The 15,511-nt window shown below is 74.5% G+C and carries 13 protein-coding genes; 6 read left to right on the top strand and 7 right to left on the bottom strand.

Features of this window, described 5'->3' with window-relative positions; translation table 11 throughout:
* Nucleotides 1–179 precede the first annotated feature (179 nt).
* Together ACIGXJ_RS34125 and ACIGXJ_RS34120 are read right to left on the bottom strand one after the other, a co-directional pair.
* Nucleotides 180–2,558: a SpoIIE family protein phosphatase gene (locus ACIGXJ_RS34125; protein ID WP_399653844.1), complete on the bottom strand. Its 2,379-nt coding sequence runs from the start codon at nt 2,556–2,558 to the stop codon at nt 180–182.
* A gap of 57 nt (nt 2,559–2,615) precedes the next feature.
* A complete protein-coding gene (locus ACIGXJ_RS34120) occupies nt 2,616–5,492 on the bottom strand; it encodes an ATP-binding protein (protein WP_399653841.1) in 2,877 nt (958 codons plus the stop codon).
* Between the two features lie 106 nt (nt 5,493–5,598).
* Here ACIGXJ_RS34120 and ACIGXJ_RS34115 point away from each other — a divergent pair, with 106 nt between their 5' ends.
* From ACIGXJ_RS34115 to ACIGXJ_RS34095, 5 genes are all read left to right on the top strand, one after another.
* Nucleotides 5,599–6,045 carry a pyridoxamine 5'-phosphate oxidase family protein gene (locus ACIGXJ_RS34115; protein WP_399653839.1) on the top strand — a complete coding sequence of 149 codons (447 nt, stop codon included), beginning with the start codon at nt 5,599–5,601 and terminating at the stop codon, nt 6,043–6,045.
* Nucleotides 6,046–6,596: 551 nt separating this feature from the next.
* The gene (locus ACIGXJ_RS34110) at nt 6,597–8,840 is read left to right on the top strand and encodes a glycoside hydrolase family 9 protein (RefSeq protein ID WP_399653837.1); all 2,244 of its coding nucleotides are present in this window, start codon (nt 6,597–6,599) and stop codon (nt 8,838–8,840) included.
* An 83-nt stretch (nt 8,841–8,923) separates the two neighbouring features.
* Nucleotides 8,924–9,169 (top strand): hypothetical protein, encoded by a 246-nt coding sequence (locus ACIGXJ_RS34105; RefSeq protein WP_399653835.1) that lies wholly within the window; start codon nt 8,924–8,926, stop codon nt 9,167–9,169.
* A 3-nt stretch (nt 9,170–9,172) separates the two neighbouring features.
* A complete protein-coding gene (locus ACIGXJ_RS34100) occupies nt 9,173–9,550 on the top strand; it encodes a toxin Doc (protein WP_399653833.1) in 378 nt (125 codons plus the stop codon).
* Between the two features lie 465 nt (nt 9,551–10,015).
* The gene (locus ACIGXJ_RS34095) at nt 10,016–11,455 is read left to right on the top strand and encodes an RICIN domain-containing protein (RefSeq protein ID WP_399653830.1); all 1,440 of its coding nucleotides are present in this window, start codon (nt 10,016–10,018) and stop codon (nt 11,453–11,455) included.
* Nucleotides 11,456–11,936: 481 nt separating this feature from the next.
* On the opposite strand, the gene ACIGXJ_RS34090 is transcribed toward ACIGXJ_RS34095, so the two are convergent.
* On the bottom strand, nt 11,937–12,461 hold the full coding sequence (locus ACIGXJ_RS34090; protein WP_399653828.1) for a hypothetical protein: 525 nt from the start codon (nt 12,459–12,461) through the stop codon (nt 11,937–11,939).
* Between the two features lie 323 nt (nt 12,462–12,784).
* Between ACIGXJ_RS34090 and ACIGXJ_RS34085 the strand changes: the two genes are divergently transcribed.
* The gene (locus tag ACIGXJ_RS34085; protein WP_399653826.1) at nt 12,785–13,219 is read left to right on the top strand and encodes a protease inhibitor; all 435 of its coding nucleotides are present in this window, start codon (nt 12,785–12,787) and stop codon (nt 13,217–13,219) included.
* Nucleotides 13,220–13,373: 154 nt separating this feature from the next.
* Here ACIGXJ_RS34085 and ACIGXJ_RS34080 read toward each other — a convergent pair whose 3' ends face one another.
* The 4 genes from ACIGXJ_RS34080 to ACIGXJ_RS34065 are packed head-to-tail and all read right to left on the bottom strand — an operon-like array spanning nt 13,374 to nt 15,510.
* Nucleotides 13,374–13,616 (bottom strand): CDGSH iron-sulfur domain-containing protein, encoded by a 243-nt coding sequence (locus tag ACIGXJ_RS34080; RefSeq protein ID WP_399653824.1) that lies wholly within the window; start codon nt 13,614–13,616, stop codon nt 13,374–13,376.
* Entirely contained in the window at nt 13,600–14,250 is a 651-nt protein-coding gene (locus tag ACIGXJ_RS34075; RefSeq protein WP_399653821.1) for a HemK2/MTQ2 family protein methyltransferase, read from the bottom strand. The genes ACIGXJ_RS34080 and ACIGXJ_RS34075 overlap by 17 nt, the downstream gene beginning before the upstream one ends.
* Before the next feature lie 22 nt (nt 14,251–14,272).
* Nucleotides 14,273–15,295: an iron-containing redox enzyme family protein gene (locus ACIGXJ_RS34070; RefSeq protein WP_399653818.1), complete on the bottom strand. Its 1,023-nt coding sequence runs from the start codon at nt 15,293–15,295 to the stop codon at nt 14,273–14,275.
* 32 nt (nt 15,296–15,327) lie between these two features.
* Nucleotides 15,328–15,510, bottom strand: coding sequence for a hypothetical protein (locus tag ACIGXJ_RS34065; protein ID WP_399653815.1), 183 nt, complete (start codon nt 15,508–15,510; stop codon nt 15,328–15,330).
* Between the last annotated feature and the right edge of the window lies 1 nt (nt 15,511).

Here is a 15,511-nt window from a genome sequence, read left to right as displayed (position 1 = left end):
TCTCCAGGGTCCTGGACCACCTGACGACCACCCCCCCCCGCCCCCCCCCCGGCCCGCCCCCCCCCCCCCCCCCCCCCCCCCCCCCCCCCCCCGCCCCCCCCCCCCCCCCCGCCCCCCCCCCCCCCCCCCCCCCCCCCCCCCCCCGCGCCCCCCCCCCCCCCCCCCCGCCCCCCACCGCGCTATCCGGGCTCCTCGAACAGCCCCAGTTCCGCCCAGATCGTCTTGCCGTCCGCCGTGTGCCGGCTGCCCCACCGCTGGGTCAGCTGGGCCACCAGCAGCAGCCCCCGCCCGCCCTCGTCCCACGTCTTGGCCCGCCGCAGATGCGGAGCGGTGTGGTTGCTGTCGGACACCTCGCAGATCAGGGTGTCCGTGTCGTGGATGAGCCGCAGCCGGATGGGCCGCGCGCCGTAGCGGATGGCGTTCGTGACGAGCTCGCTCACCACCAGCTCGGCCGTGAAGGACGCCTCGTCCAGGCGCCAGGTGGCGAGCTGCTCGACGACCTGCTTGCGGATCGGCGCGACCAACGAGGGATCGGCCGGGATGTCCCAGGTGGCGACCCGGTCGGCCGGCAGGCCCCGGGTGGCGGCCAGCAGCAGGGCCACGTCGTCGGCGATACCGCTCGGCGGCAGCAGCGCGGCGAGCACCCGGTCGCAGGTCTCGTCCAGCGACGCCGAGGGCCGGACCAGCGCCTCCCGCAGCGTGGCCCGCGCGGCCTCCTCGTCCCGCTCCCGGGACCAGATCAGCCCGTCGGTGTAGAAGGCGAGCAGGGTGCCCTCGGGCAGATACAGTTCGGAGCACTCGAACGGCAGCCCGCCGAGCCCCAGCGGCGGCCCCGCGGGCACGTCCATCTCGCGCGGCGCCCCGTCCGGCGGCACCATCACCGGAGCCGGATGCCCGGCCCGCGCCACCGAGCAGCGCCGGGACACCGGGTCGTAGACCGCGTACACGCACGTCGCCCCCAGCTCGCCGGGCCGGCCGGCCTCGCTGCCGTTCTCCTCCGCGAGCCGTACGACGAGATCGTCGAGGTGGGTGAGCAGCTCGTCCGGCGCCAGATCGATGTCGGCCAGCGTACGCACCGCCGTGCGCAGCCGGCCCATCGTCGCCGAGGCCTGCACCCCGTGGCCGACGACATCACCCACCACCATGGCGACCCGCATGCCCGACAGCGGGATCACGTCGAACCAGTCGCCGCCCACCCCGGCGCGCGCCGCCGGCAGGTACCGGGAGGCCGCCGCCACCGCCGCCGTACGGGGGAGCCGGCGGGGGAGCAGACTGCGCTGCAGGGCGAGGGCCGTCTCCCGCTCCCGGGAGAACCGGCGGGCGTTGTCGATGCACACCGCGGCGCGTGCCGTGATCTCCTCGGCCAGCAGGGCGTCGTCGTCGGTGAACGGGTCGGGCCGCCGGAAGCGACGGAACACCACGACGCCGAGCGTGCTGCCGCGGGCCTGGATGGGCACCGACATCGTGGAGTGGATGCCGTACTCCCGCGCCCGCTCACGGCGCTCGGGGGACTTGGCCAGCCACCGCTCCAGGTCGCCGCCGGACACCGAGGCGACCGTGGTGCGGCCCGCGACGAGCGAGGCGGCCTGCGGCGACGCGGCCGGGTACATGTCGAACTCCCCCGGCTTGACCACCGCCTCGGGGCTGCCCGGGCTCACCGACTGGTGGGCGATCCTGCGCAGCCCGACCGGCACGGTGACCCGCGCGGGCGGATCGCCGCTCTGCTCGTCGGCGTCCAGCAGGTCGACGCTGACGAAGTCGGCCAGCGCGGGCACGCACACCTCCGCCAGCTCCTGGGCCGTGCGGGTGACATCGAGGGTGCTGCCGATGCGCACGCTCGCCTCGTTGACCAACTGCAGCCGTTCCCGGGCGAGATGGCTCTCGGTGACGTCATGGGCGGCCATGCACACGCCCCGCACCCCGCCCGCGGGATCGGCGACCGGTGTCATCCGGACGAGCCAGGCGTGCGCCCGGTCCTCGCCGCCGGCCCGCAGATACGTCCGCACCTCGCGGGGCTCGCCGCTGGAGAGGACCTGGAGCAGGTTCTCCTCCAGCTCCTCGCTCTGCGGCTTCCCGCCGATCTCGGACTGCCGCAGCCCCTGGATGTGTTCCCTGGGCAGCCCGAGCGTACGGGCCATCGCGTCGTTGACGGAGTGCAGCCGCAGCCGCTCGTCGTAGACGGCCGTCGGACAGGGGGCCTGCGCCAGCGCGGACGCCTCCAGCGGGTCCCCGGGCGGGCGGGCGCCGCGGGAGTCCAGCGGGGTGACGACCAGCCAGTGTCCGGTGCCGCCCTCCGGCGGCCACTGGTGATGGGCGAGCAGCCAGACGGAGACCGTATGCCCGTCCCGGTGCCGCAGCGGCACGGTGCCGTCCCAGCGCGCGCCCCGCAGCGCGGGGGCCGTGCCCGCGACGAGGGCCGCCGCCGGGCGGCCCAGCACGTCGTCGGCGCTCCAGCCCAGCAGGCGGTGGGCGCCCTCGTTCCACGAGGTCAGCGTGCCGTCCTCGGCGATGACAGCCCGGGCCGTCGCGGCCTCGTCGAACGGGTAGACCAGGCTCATCGTCGCCACTCCATCGCGCACACTCACAGTCAACGGGTGCGTCTCCTGCGTTCCAGCCTAGTGGCTCCGGCCGTCCCGGCGAACGGGGAGGCCGCTCACGACCTTCCCGACCGCAAGGCCGAGGCCGGCGAGCGCGGCCTCGCCCTCGGCGGCGCGGGCGCCTCCCGCGAGCAGCAGCGTGCGCGCCGCCTGATAGGGGCTCCCGGCCGCCTCGAACGCCGCCACCGCCGCCGACAGCCGGGGCACGTCACCGTCGAGGAGCGCCTCCGCCCGGTCCACCTGCGCGGTGGCGACCGGGTTCCCGGCGACCACCGCCCGGGCGGCGCCGATACGGTCCCGCGCCGCGGGATGCCCGGCCAGCACGGCCGTCTCCGCGCGCAGCGCCACGTACCAGTGCAGCCACACCCACGACACCCACTTCCACACCTCCTCCGGCTCCGGCCCGACCCGCTCCAGCGCCGCGTCCACGTCCGACTCGTGCAGCAGCACCAGGGCGTCGAAGACGGCGCCGTATCCGTGCCGGTGCTCGGGGGCGTTGCCCGCCCGCCCGACGATCCGCAGCCACTGCTCCCGGGCCTCGTGGTCGCCGCGCAGCCCGTGGACCAGGGCGACCGCCGCCGCGGCGGGGCCCAGCGAGAACGACCGCGGCCGGCCGCTGTCCTCCCACGCCTCCCGGAACCGCGTACCGGCCGCGAGCACGTCGTCGGCGTGCCCCGCGAACGCGTCCGCCACCAGCAGCCACGACGTCGCGTGATGCCCCACCTCGGCCAGCAGCGGATGCCCGGCCAGCCGCCGCCCCCACCGGCGCGCCTCCGCCAGCCGCCCCGCGCCGACCGCCGTCCCGGCGGCCATGGCCAGGGCGTCCATCAGCTCGTGCGCCGCGGCCGGCCCCGTAGGCGCCGCGGCCAGCACATCGAGCCGCCGCCGGGCGGCGACCGCCGCGCCGAACACGTCACCCTCCCAGCTCCGCGCCCCCGACAACGCGTCGAGCGCCCCCGACTCGGCCACCGGGTCGCCCGCCCACCGGGCGACCCGCACAGCGCGCTCCGCGGACTCCACCGTCTCCCGCACGCTGTTGACCGCGTCGCCCTGCACCGCCCCGAACGCGTCCCCCACCACGGCGGCCTCGGCAAGCGCCAGCGCGGCCTGCGCGGCCTGCGCGGCCGGGGCGGCCTGGAGCGGCCGGTGTGCCTGGGCGGACGGCCCGGCCGCCCCGTCGTCCCCGGCCAGCTCCCGAGCCCGCCCGAGCAGGTCCAGCACGGCCTCCCGGGACGGCACCCGGGCGAACGTGCTCGAGAAGCGGTAGGCGATGGTCGCGGCCTCGGCGAAGTCCCGGCCCGCGGCCGTACGGTCACCCGCGCCCAGGGCCGCCTCGGCGGCGGCGCGGTGCAGGCGGAGCATGTCGTCGCCGAGACGGCGGCAGCCGGCCACGGCGGCCGCCCGGCGCAGGGCACCGGCCGCACAGAGGCCGCCGGCGAGCCCGGCCGCCTGCTCGTAGCGCTGCTGGGACTCGCCGAGCAGCGTCCGGCTGAACGCGGCACCCGCCAGCGCCAGGGCGAGCCGGTGGGCCTGCTCCCGTCGTCCCGGCCGGCCCGCGGACCAGGACAGAGCGGCCCGTACGTCGTCCGCGACGGCGTCGAAGCGGGCCCGCCAGTCCGGCCCGTCGGCGTCGTCCTCCAGTCCGTTGGCGGCGGCCAGGCACCAGTCCGCGTGCCGGGCGCGCACGTCGTCCGTCTCACCGGCGCGGGCGAGCTGCTCCCCGCCGTACTGCCGGATGGTCTCCAGCGCTTGATAGCGGGTGCCCGCCGCGGACGGCGTCACCACGAGCAGGCTCTGCTCCGCGAGCCGTCCCAGCCCGTCGGCGACCTCCGCTTGGTCCAGCACGCCGAAACCGGCCACCTCGGCCGCCGCGTCCGCGGTGAACGGCGCCAGGAACACCGACACCCTGCGCAACAACGCCCTGTCCCGCGGCCGCAGCAGCTCATGGCTCCAGTCCAGCACCGCCCGCACCGACCGGTGCCGGTCGTCCGCACGGGGCCCGCCCGCCAGGACGCGCAACTGGTCGGAGAGCCCGGCGGTGAGGCCGTCGAGACCGAGGGTGGGCAGCCGGGCCGCCGCGAGCTCGATCGCGAGGGCCATGCCGTCGAGCCGTTCGCACAGCGCCGCGACCCGCCCCGCCGCCTCCGGACCGGGGGCGAGGCCGACCGCGGCGGCCCGGTCCAGGAACAGCGCCACCGCCTCCGACTCGGTGCCCCCGTCCCGCGACAGCGGCGGCACCGGGAAGACCCGCTCGAACGGCACCATCAGCCGGGCCCGGCTCGTCACCAGCACCCGCACCCCGGGACAGGACGCGAGCAGCCGCTCCAGGAACGGCGCGACCCCGTCCCGCACCTGCTCGCAGTTGTCCAGCACCAGCAGCGCCCGGCGCTCCGCCAGCGCGGCGACCACCGCGTCGTCGAGGCCGCGCCCCGGCTGCTCACCCACCCCCACGGCCGCCGCGACCGCCGCCCCGACCCGCCCCGGATCGGTGACCGGCACCAGATCGACGAACCACACCCCGTCGGCGAACTCGCCCGACGCCTCGGCCGCCACCGCCAGCGCGAGCCGTGTCTTGCCGACCCCGCCCGGACCGACCGCCGTCACCTGCCGGTGCGTCTTGAGCGCCTCGGCCAACTCCCCGCGCTCGCGCGCCCGTCCGACGAACGCCGTCAGCGGGGCCGGGAGGGCGGGCGCCGCCGCACGCTCCCGCTCGGCCGCCCGCCGGGACAGCGCCCGCCGGTCCGGCAGCTCCAACTTCCGCAGCAGCGAGGAGACATGGGACTCGACGGTCCGTACGGAGATGAACAGCCGTGCGGCGATCTCCGCGTTGCTCAGGTGCTCCCCGAGCAGGGCGAGTACTTCGGCTTCCCGGGCGGAGATCACTTCGGTGGACACCGGGTCATTATCCGTACCGCTCTCCGTGGCGGGCACGGAGGTGGCCCAGGGGCCCCGGGGGAGACCCTGAGGACACCGCGTACGAGAGATCTGAACCGGAGGCGTCATGTCCACCCGTACCCCCGCCCAGCGCCGCCGCGACACCGAGCACCGGCTCGCCCACGACGTGGACGTCTGGGTGGCCACCGCCTCGGCCGACGGCGTGCCCCACCTGGTGCCGCTGTCCTTCGACTGGGACGGCGAGGCCCTGCTGCTCGCCACCCCGGCCGACAGCCCCACCGGGCGCAACCTGGCGTCCGGCCGGGGCTGCCGGCTGAGCCTCGGCCACACGCGGGACGTGTCGATGATCGAGGGCGAGGCCGAGGTCCTGGAGATGGACGCCCTGCCGAGCGGGCAGGGCGACCGCTTCGCGGCCCGCACCGGCTTCGACCCGCGCACCCTCACCACTCCCTACCGCTGGTTCCGGGTCACCCCACGGCGGGTGCAGGCCTGGCGCGAGGCGGACGAGCTGACGGGTCGCGAACTGATGCGGGACGGCCACTGGACGGTGTGACCGGGGGAGGGGAGGGGAGGGGAGAGGACGCGGGGGCAGCGGCGGGGATCCGAGCAGGGCCGCGTGGGCGCCCCGGTTCGACGGGCCGCTGCGGCCGCCCGCCGGGGCTGTGGACGACCTGCCGCGTTCGTCCGTCCCACGCGGTCGATGGCCTGCCGCGTCCGTCCGCGCCGCGCGATCGGCACTTCGCCGCGTTCGCCTGCCCCGTCCACCGACGACCTGGTGCGTCCGCCTGCCCCCGCCCCACCGACGGCCTGGTCACCCCGCCCCGCCCACGGCCCACCGTGACCGCCCGCCCGCCCGCGCCATCGGCCACCGCCGCGCCCGCGCGCCCCGCTCCGTCGAAGGCCCACCGCGCCCGCCCGCCGACCCCATCGGCCGACCCCCATGACCGCTCCCTCGATGCGACCGAGAACCGCTGTGACGGACGAGTCGGTGTGTCACGACGGTTGACGGGGTGTCGTGACGGCCACAACCATGTGCCCCGACCGTGTTTTGGGAGCGCTCCCATGCGCTCTCGGGCACCCTCGCCCCTTCCAAGGAGCCGACCCGTGTACAGACGCAGAACCGCCCTGCTATCGCTCACCACGCTCCTGGCGGCCGCCCTGACCGCCCTGCCCACGCCGTCCGCGACGGCCGACGAGGTCGAGCAGCTCAAGAACGGCACCTTCGACAGCACCACCGACCCCTGGTGGACCACGAGCAACGTCACGGCCGGCCTCGACGGGGGCCGCCTGTGCGCGGACGTCCCCGGCGGCACGGCCAACCGCTGGGACGCGGCCGTGGGACAGAACGACGTGACGCTGGTCAAGGGGGAGTCGTACCGCTTCTCCTTCAGCGCCACCGGCACGCCCGAGGGCCATGCAGTCCGGGCGCTGGTCGGGCTCGCGACAGCCCCGTACGACACCTGGTTCGAGGTGTCGCCGCAGCTCAGCGTCTCCGGGAACGCCTACTCCTACACCTTCACCTCGCCCGTCGACACCGGCCAGGCGCAGGTCGCCTTCCAGGTCGGCGGCGGCGCGGACGCCTGGCGCTTCTGCATGGACGACGTCTCCCTGCTGGGCGGCGTACCGCCGGAGACGTACGAGCCGGACACCGGGCCGCGGGTGCGGGTCAACCAGGTCGGCTATCTGCCCGCCGGGCCGAAGAACGCCACGCTGGTCACGGACGCGACCACCCGGCTGCCCTGGCAGCTGAAGAACGCCTCGGGGACCGTGGTCGCGCGGGGCTGGACCGTGCCGCGCGGGACGGACGCCTCCTCCGGGCAGAACGTCCACTCGATCGACTTCGGCGCCTACCGCACGGCCGGCGAGGGCTTCACCCTGGTCGCCGACGGCGAGACCAGCCGCCCCTTCGACCTGGGCACGGCCGCCTACGAGCGACTGCGCCTGGACTCGCTGAAGTACTACTACACCCAGCGCAGCGGCACCCCGATCCGCGACGACCTGCGCCCCGGCTACGGCCGGCCCGCGGGTCACGTCGGCGTCGCACCCAACCAGGGCGACACGAACGTGCCCTGCCAGCCGGGTGTGTGCGACTACACCCTCGACGTCAGCGGTGGCTGGTACGACGCCGGCGACCACGGCAAGTACGTCGTCAACGGCGGCATCTCCACCTGGGAGGTGCTCAGCACCTACGAGCGCGCCAGGATCGCCCGCACCGGCGAGCAGGGGCGGCTGCGCGACGGCACTCTCGCGATCCCCGAGAGCGGCAACAAGGTGCCGGACATCCTCGACGAGGCCCGCTGGGAGCTGGACTTCCTGCTGAAGATGCAGGTCCCGGACGGGAAGCCGCTGGCCGGCATGGCCCACCACAAGATCCACGACGAGCAGTGGACCGGCCTGCCGCTGATGCCGCACGACGACCCGCAGAAGCGCGAACTGCACCCGCCGACCACCGCGGCCACCCTCAACCTGGCGGCGACCGCGGCCCAGGCGGCGCGGCTGTACGCCCCCTACGACCGGCATTTCGCCGCGAAGGCCCTGGCGGCCGCCCGCAAGGCCTGGTCGGCGGCGCTCGCCCACCCGGAGGTGTACGCCTCCGACAGTGACGGCATCGGCGGCGGCACCTACGCCGACGGCAACCTCTCCGACGAGTTCTACTGGGCCGCGGCCGAGCTGTATCTCACCACCCACGAGAGGCAGTTCGCCGACCACGTCCTGAACTCCCCGGTCCACACCGCCGACATCTTCGGCCCGATCGGCTTCGACTGGGCACGCACCGCGGCGGCGGGCCGACTCGACCTGGCGCTGGTGCCGAGCCCGCTGCCCGGCCGGGACAAGATCCGCCAGTCGGTCGTCAAGGGCGCCGACCGCTACCTGGCCACCCTCAAGGCCCACCCGTACGGCGTCCCGTACGCCCCCGACGAGAACAAGTACGACTGGGGCTCCAACCACCAGATCCTCAACAACGCGGTCGTCCTGGCCACCGCGTACGACCTCACCGGCGCCGCCAAGTACCGCGACGGCGCGCTGCAGACCATGGACTACCTGCTCGGCCGCAACGCGCTGAACATCTCCTACGTCACCGGCTACGGCGAGGTCAGCTCCCACAACCAGCACGCCCGCTGGTACGCCCACCAGCTCGACCCGAGCCAGCCGAACCCGCCGAGCGGCACCCTGGCCGGCGGGCCGAACTCGGGCATCCAGGACCCCTTCGCGCAGGCCAAGCTGCAGGGATGCGTCGGCCAGTTCTGCTACATCGACGACATCCAGTCCTGGTCGACCAACGAGCACACGATCAACTGGAACGCGGCGCTGGCCCGGATGGCGTCCTTCGTCGCCGACCAGGGCTGAGTGGAATGGCGGCCGGTACCGTCTCGGGACACTTGTGACCTGGGGGTATTTACTGGTAAGTACCCGAGCGGTACCGTGTCGTCATGCCAGCTCTGAATGTGGAGTTCAGTGAGCGCGAGCTCGAGGACCTGCGGCAGATCGCCAAGGAGCGCGGTACGTCGATGAAGGCCCTCGTGCGGGAGGCGGCCGCCGCCGACATCGCCCGGCACCGCGCGCTCAAGGAGGGCGCCGAGGCGTTCCGCCGGTTCTTCTCGGCGCACGCCGACGAATTCGCCGCCGCGTTCCCCGACGACGAGGCACCCGCCAAGGGCGAGGGGCGGGTCGCCTGACCGATGACACCCGTCATCCACATCGACGTGCCCTGGCTGCTCCAGCGTCACGAGGAAGTGCTGCCGGAGCAGCCCACGATCAACGACTTCTCCGCGCTGGTCGCCGCCGTCGCCCGGCACCGCGTGGACCCGCCCCGCCTCGGCGTCGACTCCGACCCCGCCTGGCGCGCCGCCGCCCTGCTGCACACGCTCGCGCTGCTCAGGCCCCTGCCGTCGGCCAACGCCCGCTTCGCCTGCGCGACCGCGGTGGCGTACATGTTCGTCAGCGGCGTCGGCATCGACCCGCCCTACGGGGCGCTGGTGGACCTGGCCCGTGACCTCATCGACGGCCGGACGGACGTCTACGGCGCCGCCGACCGGCTGCGCTCCTGGCAGATATAGCCCCCTGGGGCAGGTAGCGCCCTCCGTGGCAGATGCAGCCCCCGGCGGTGAGGCCGCCGGTCCCGCGGAGACCGCTTCCCGGCCCCCGGCCGGACGCTCGGGGCCGCCGGCCGAGGGCGGGAGGAACGGGGCCGGCGGCCGTTTCGCGCGGGAGAGCCGCCGTCCCGCGCGGGGCCTGCCGAGTAGGCCGGTACCCAGTCCACTACGCGGCCCCGCCGCCCGGGACCGTGCGCGGCGGACCGGAGTGGGCGCGCCTTTCACACGGGGCGCATGGAATGGCGAAAAGCAGTGCGGTTCGCCAGGCCCGAATACCTTCCTGACTTTCTTTCAGTGATACGCATGTTGCCCAAGTGCCTTGTTGGCCTTGTGCGCGCTGTGCCAGGGTGAACTGCCCGGAGTCCGGGCCCTTTTCCCGTCGGCCGAACTCCTGTGTGTCGCACATACGCGTGGGAAGGAATCCGTTCAGTGCCACCCACCCCCCACCCTCCCCGTCCGCCCTACCCGCCGCCCGGCGCGTTTCCCGGAGAATCCGACGAGTCGCTCGCCGGGCGGCTCCGCGGAAACACGGACGCCGAGGTGTCCCGTTCCACCGCTCTGCTGATCGCGCGGCACTGGCGGCCCGCGCACGAGTACGCGGCCATCTGCCTCGCTGACGCCGGCCCCACCGCCGCCATGGTGACCGCCGCCGCCGTCCACCAGCTCCTGGACCGCCTCACCCTCAGCGAATCCGCCGTCGCCCTGCGCCCGCGGCTGCTGACCGCCGTACGGGACACGGTGCGGCTGTGGGCCTCCGAGGACCGGATATCCGCCGCCCTGCCGGGCCTGAGCAGACCGGCCGGGGGCCGCGGCATGCGGGCCGCTCCCGCGCGGACGCCGGAGAACCGCAGACTCGCCGAGCGCGCATTCCAGGAGCTGCGGCGCGTCGACCAGTGCCTGCTGTGGCACACCGAGGTCGAAGCGGAAGCGGTTGCCGTTCCCGCGGAGCTGCTCGGCATGGACGTCGAAGTCGCCGCGACGACGGTCGAACAAGCGCGTGAAAAATTCCGGGAAGGGTGTGTCCGCGCCCATCGGGAGCTCGCGCCGACAAAAGAATGCCGTTTCTACAACCGCCTTCTCGACGTGCCCATCCGGCGCGGCCGAGGACTCCTTCCCGAGGTGCGGCGGCATCTGGCGGAGTGCCGTTACTGCCGGGCGGCCGCCGAACAACTGAGTTATTTCGAGGGTCGATTGGGCGAACTCCTCGCCGAGGCGGTGCTCGGCTGGGGCGCCCGCCGCTATGTCGAGTCCCGCCCGGGCCGCGCCCGCGCCACACCGGGTCCGCGCACCAGGGCCCGTCACCGGACGCCGCCCCGCGTGCCCGCCCCCCGGCGCTCACCGCGCGCCCTGCTCACCGGAGTCGGCCTGGCCTCGGCGGGGCTCCTCGCGGTCGTCCTCGCGGCCGGACTGTGGGGCACCGACGACGGGGCCGAGCCGATGGCGTCCACGGGCGCGAGCGGCCGCGACCCGTCCCCCGAGCCGGGTCTGCTGAACGCGGGCGCGGGCCTGTGCCTCGACATCGAGGGCCGGCCGCGCCCCGGCGCGGGCACCCGTCTCGCCAAGTGCGCCTCGACCCGCACGCAACGGTGGACCTACGACTCCGACGGCCTGCTCCGCAGCGGCGCAGACCCGAACCTGTGCCTGGACTCGCACATGGACGCGGGGGTGGTGATCCTCGCGAGCTGCGCGGCACGCAGGGACCCCCGGGCGGACGACGTCCGCTACGCGTTCACCGACCGGGGCGAACTCCTGCCCCGCTGGGACGAGCGCCTCGCCCTGGCCGCCACCACCGCCGACACGAGCGCCGACATCGTGGTCAAGGTGAAGGACGGCTCCGCCACCCAACGCTGGCGCACGACAGTGCCCTAGCCGGGCGAAGGACGGCCCGACCGGGGGCGCGGGGAACTGCGCGCCAGGCCACGACGCGCCGCCGGCCGCAGACGGCGGGTCGTGGCACCGCCCGGCCCAGGTGAAGGACGGCTCGACAGCCCGACGCCGTCCGAGGTCGATGCCCCAGGGGCGCGGGGAACTGCGCGCCAGGCCACGACGCGCCGCCGGCCGCAGACGGCGGGTCGTGGCACCGCGCGGCCCAGGTGAAGGACGGCTCGACAGCCCGACGCCGTCCGAGGTCGATGCCCCAGGGGCGCGGGGAACTGCGCGCCAGGCCACGACGCGCCGCCGGCCGCAGACGGCGGGTCGTGGCACCGCGCGGCCCAGGTGAAGGACGGCTCGACACCCCGACGCCGTCCGAGGTCGACGCCCCAGGGGCGCGGGGAACTGCGCGACAAGCCACGACGCGCCGCCGGCCGAAGACGGCGGGTCGTGGCACCGCGCGGCATGCGCCGCAGGCTCAGCCGGCCTCCGGCCCCCGGTCGCGGACCTCCCGCACATGCTCCAGCGACTCCTGCAGCTCGGTCAGCCAGTCGTCGGTGTGCCGCCGCACCAGCCGCACGCACCAGGCGAGGGCGTCGCTGCGGCTGCGGGCGACGCCGGAGGCGACGAGCGTGTCCAGGACCTGCCGCTCGCTCTGCCGCAGCCGGGTCATCACCGGAGCGGCGACATGCGTGAACAGGGCGCGTTCGGCTCCGCACTCCACACCCCAGGACACCTTCCGGCGGAAGCGGTGCTCGGCCTCGCGGGCGACCGCCATACGGTCCTCGCGGGTGCGCTCGCGGAACTCCTCGATGCGTCCCCGCAGCGCCGCCTCCCGTTCGGCGGGCGGAGCGTCGTCCGTCAGCCGGGGTTCCGGGATGCGGCCGATGACGGTGATCTCCTCGCGGTCGACCGAGACCTCGGTCAGTTCCTCGAAGAGGCCGTCCGGCAGACGGCCGGCGAACCAGCCGCGCAGTTCCTCCTGCTGCTGCTTCGTAATCATGTAATGACGATTACTCGGGCAGCCCATGAACACAAGGGGTCACACGAAGGTCGTCCGGGGGCAGATCCGGAATGTTTCCGGCCGATTACGCAGCGTGAGAAAAGCGGCCATTCGGCCACCCTAGATGATCATGGAGCGGACTAATCGGGGCCTGGAACGTTCGATTCCGTCACTTCCGGCCACTGATTCAATACGCAAGGTTACTGAAACCCATGGGTTCGATGTGAATTCCGGCGGCGTTCTCGGCAGACTCGCGCTCGCCGGTCGGGCACCACACCCGGTCCCGTCCCGGCACCCCCGAATCGAGCGGAAGGATGCACACAATGCGGAACACCGCGCGCTGGGCAGCGACCCTCGGCCTCACGGCCGGCGCACTCTGCGGACCCCTGACCGGGGCCACCCTCGCCGCCCCCGGCAGCGCACCGGCGTCTCTCTACGCCCCGTCCGCCCTGGTGCTCACCACGGGCCACGGCGAGACCGCGGCCGGCGTCACCCCCGAGCGTGCCGTCACGCTCGACTGCTCCACCAGGCCCACGGGCACCCATCCGGCGCCCGCCGCGGCCTGTGCCGAACTGCGCTCCGTCGGAGGCGACTTCGACGCGCTGAACAGCCGAGTGGACGTGCTGTGCACCCGGGAGTGGGATCCCGTGGTCGTCACCGTCGCCGGCGTCTGGCAGGGGCAGCGCGTCTCCTATGAGCGCACCTTCGCCAACGAGTGCGTGAAGAGCTCCTACGAGTCGAGCCTCTTCGCGTTCTGACAGGACCGGGACCGCACGGAACGCGTGAGACGGCACCGGGCCCGGGACTGGGGAGTGCGGGCACGGTAGCCGAGTTCCTGTGGTTTCCCGCGCCGGGGACCGGTCGGGCGGAGTGGGGCCGCCCGACCGGACCCCGGCATTTCCATGCCCTCCCTCAGGACTTGCGGTCCCGCTGCGAGGCCTGCTCACGGCTGCGGTGACTGGTGTCGCACCAGGGGAAGCGCCGACTGCGCGCACAGGTGCACAGCGCCACACGGAACCGGTCGGACCTCACCACCGACCCGTCCTCCAGTTCCACCTCCACCGGGCCCTCCATGAGCAGGGGGCCCTGCCGCCGGGCGACGACCCTGCGGGGGTTCTCGGCATCCTCGCGGCCGGGTTCAGGGGCGTTCGGCACGGACGACCACCAACTCCTCCGTCTCGTCGGCCGGGGACAGCATCCCCCGTTCGTGCAGCCAGTCCCGCCGGGCGCTCAGCACCCGCCCGAAGGGGATGCGGCGGCGCCGCACCACGGTCGCCTTCATCCCCGCCGCGCGCAGCCGCAGCAGGGTGTGGTCGGGCCCGCTGAGCGCCGAGTGCACGATCAGCAGCACCCCGCCGGGCCGCAGCAGTGCCGGGGCCTCGTGGCAGATCCGGTCCAGTACGAGCCTGCCGTCCGGCCCCGCGTTCCAGGCCCGGGCCGCGCCCCGGGGGCGGCCGGCTTCCGCCGGCGCGGGGACGTACGGGGGATTGGCGAGGATGAGGTCGAACGACTGGCCGCGCACGGGTGCGAAGAGGTTGCCGCGCCGCACCCGGACCGGCAGGCCGGCCAGCCGGGCGTTGACCCGGGCCGCCCACGCCGCCCGCCAGGACACGTCCACGGCGGTGACCCGTGAGCCCTGCCGGGCCGCGTCCAGCGCCAGAGCGCCGGTGCCGGTGCCGACGTCGAGGACGTCGGCACCGGGCGGAAGCGGTTCGTCGGACAGCGCGTCGGCCAGCAGGGCGGTGTCTTCCTGCGGTGGATACACACCGGGCGGGGTGAAGGGGATCATGGGCCCCAAGTACCCACAAACGTCATGAAATACCGGAAACTTCTTTCCGGTCTCCGGAGAGCGGTTCACGCAGCGACGAGGTCCCCGTCCGCCAGGCGTCCAGCAGATGCCCGGCGAGACGGTCCTCCAGCCACTCGGTGGCGTCGATGCCGAAGGCGATGTCGGCGGCGAGATTCGGCTCGGACTCCAGCAGTCCGCCGACCACCTCGTGCCGGACGACCTGCTCGTGCACCGCGTCGGCCTCCACGTGCTCGTCGTAGAAGAACTCGGCCGCGGGGCCCGCGCCCGTGCGGCGCATCGCCTTGGCCAGACGCCGGGAGGCGGGGGAGGAGGTGACCTCGACGGCCGCGAAGTGCCCGACGAGCGCACCGCGCAGGGAGCGGTGCAGGCCGAGCAGCGACATCAGGTTCACCGTGGCCAGCGCCGGCGCACAGGCCGCGTCCACATAGCGGCCGTACGTCGTGTCCAGGCCCAGGTCGTCCATCAGCCGGGCGAACAGCTCGGCGTGCACCCGGTCGGCGCGGCCGCCGCCGAACTCGTCGAACTCCACCGCCGCCATCGCCGCCTTGGCCCGGCCGTGCAGCCGGGGCAGCACCCAGGCGTGCGGGTCGGCCTCCTTCAGGTGGTAGACCGAGCGCTGGACGGCGTACTCGCGCACCTGCCACAACTCGCCCTGCTCGGCCAGGAAGTGGCTGACGCCCCCGGGTTCGGCGGGCTCGACCAGCAGTTCCTCGAGGGCTCCGGCCACGTCGTCGCGGGCCGGGACGTCCGCGCGCAGCGCGGTCAGGAAGGTGTCCTCCAGCGCGGCCCGGGTGTGCAGCAGCTCCGGGTCCCACTCGAGGTCCGGGGGCACCCCGTCCAGCCCCCGGTAGTGCAGCTCGTAGCACAGGTGCAGAGCCAGCTGCAGGTCGTCGCCGTAGGCCGCCGCGGACGCCACCTCCTCGGGCCGCGGCAAAGGCCCCGACCCGAGGAGGTACTCCCGTACGGCAGCGGAGACCGGGCCCCGCGGCGACGGCGGACTCGGTTCCGTACGCTCTTGATCCATGCGCCCCGGGTACCCAGCCGGCGCCGGTGGTGTCACTCGCCCTGCGATTCCTCCTGCGCCCGTGTGTTCGGGGTGATCGCCTCGCCGGCCTCTCCGCGGTGGCGGCGTTCCTCCTCGTCGTCCTCGCGGACCCGGCGCTCGGCGTCGAGGATCTCCCGGAGCACCTCCTCACGGGCGGTCTCGGGCTTCTCCTCGGTGCGGTCCTCGTCCGACATG

Source organism: Streptomyces sp. NPDC053367 (assembly GCF_044545925.1).
Classification (GTDB): domain Bacteria; phylum Actinomycetota; class Actinomycetes; order Streptomycetales; family Streptomycetaceae; genus Streptomyces.
This window is presented reverse-complemented; position numbering and strand designations above follow the sequence as displayed.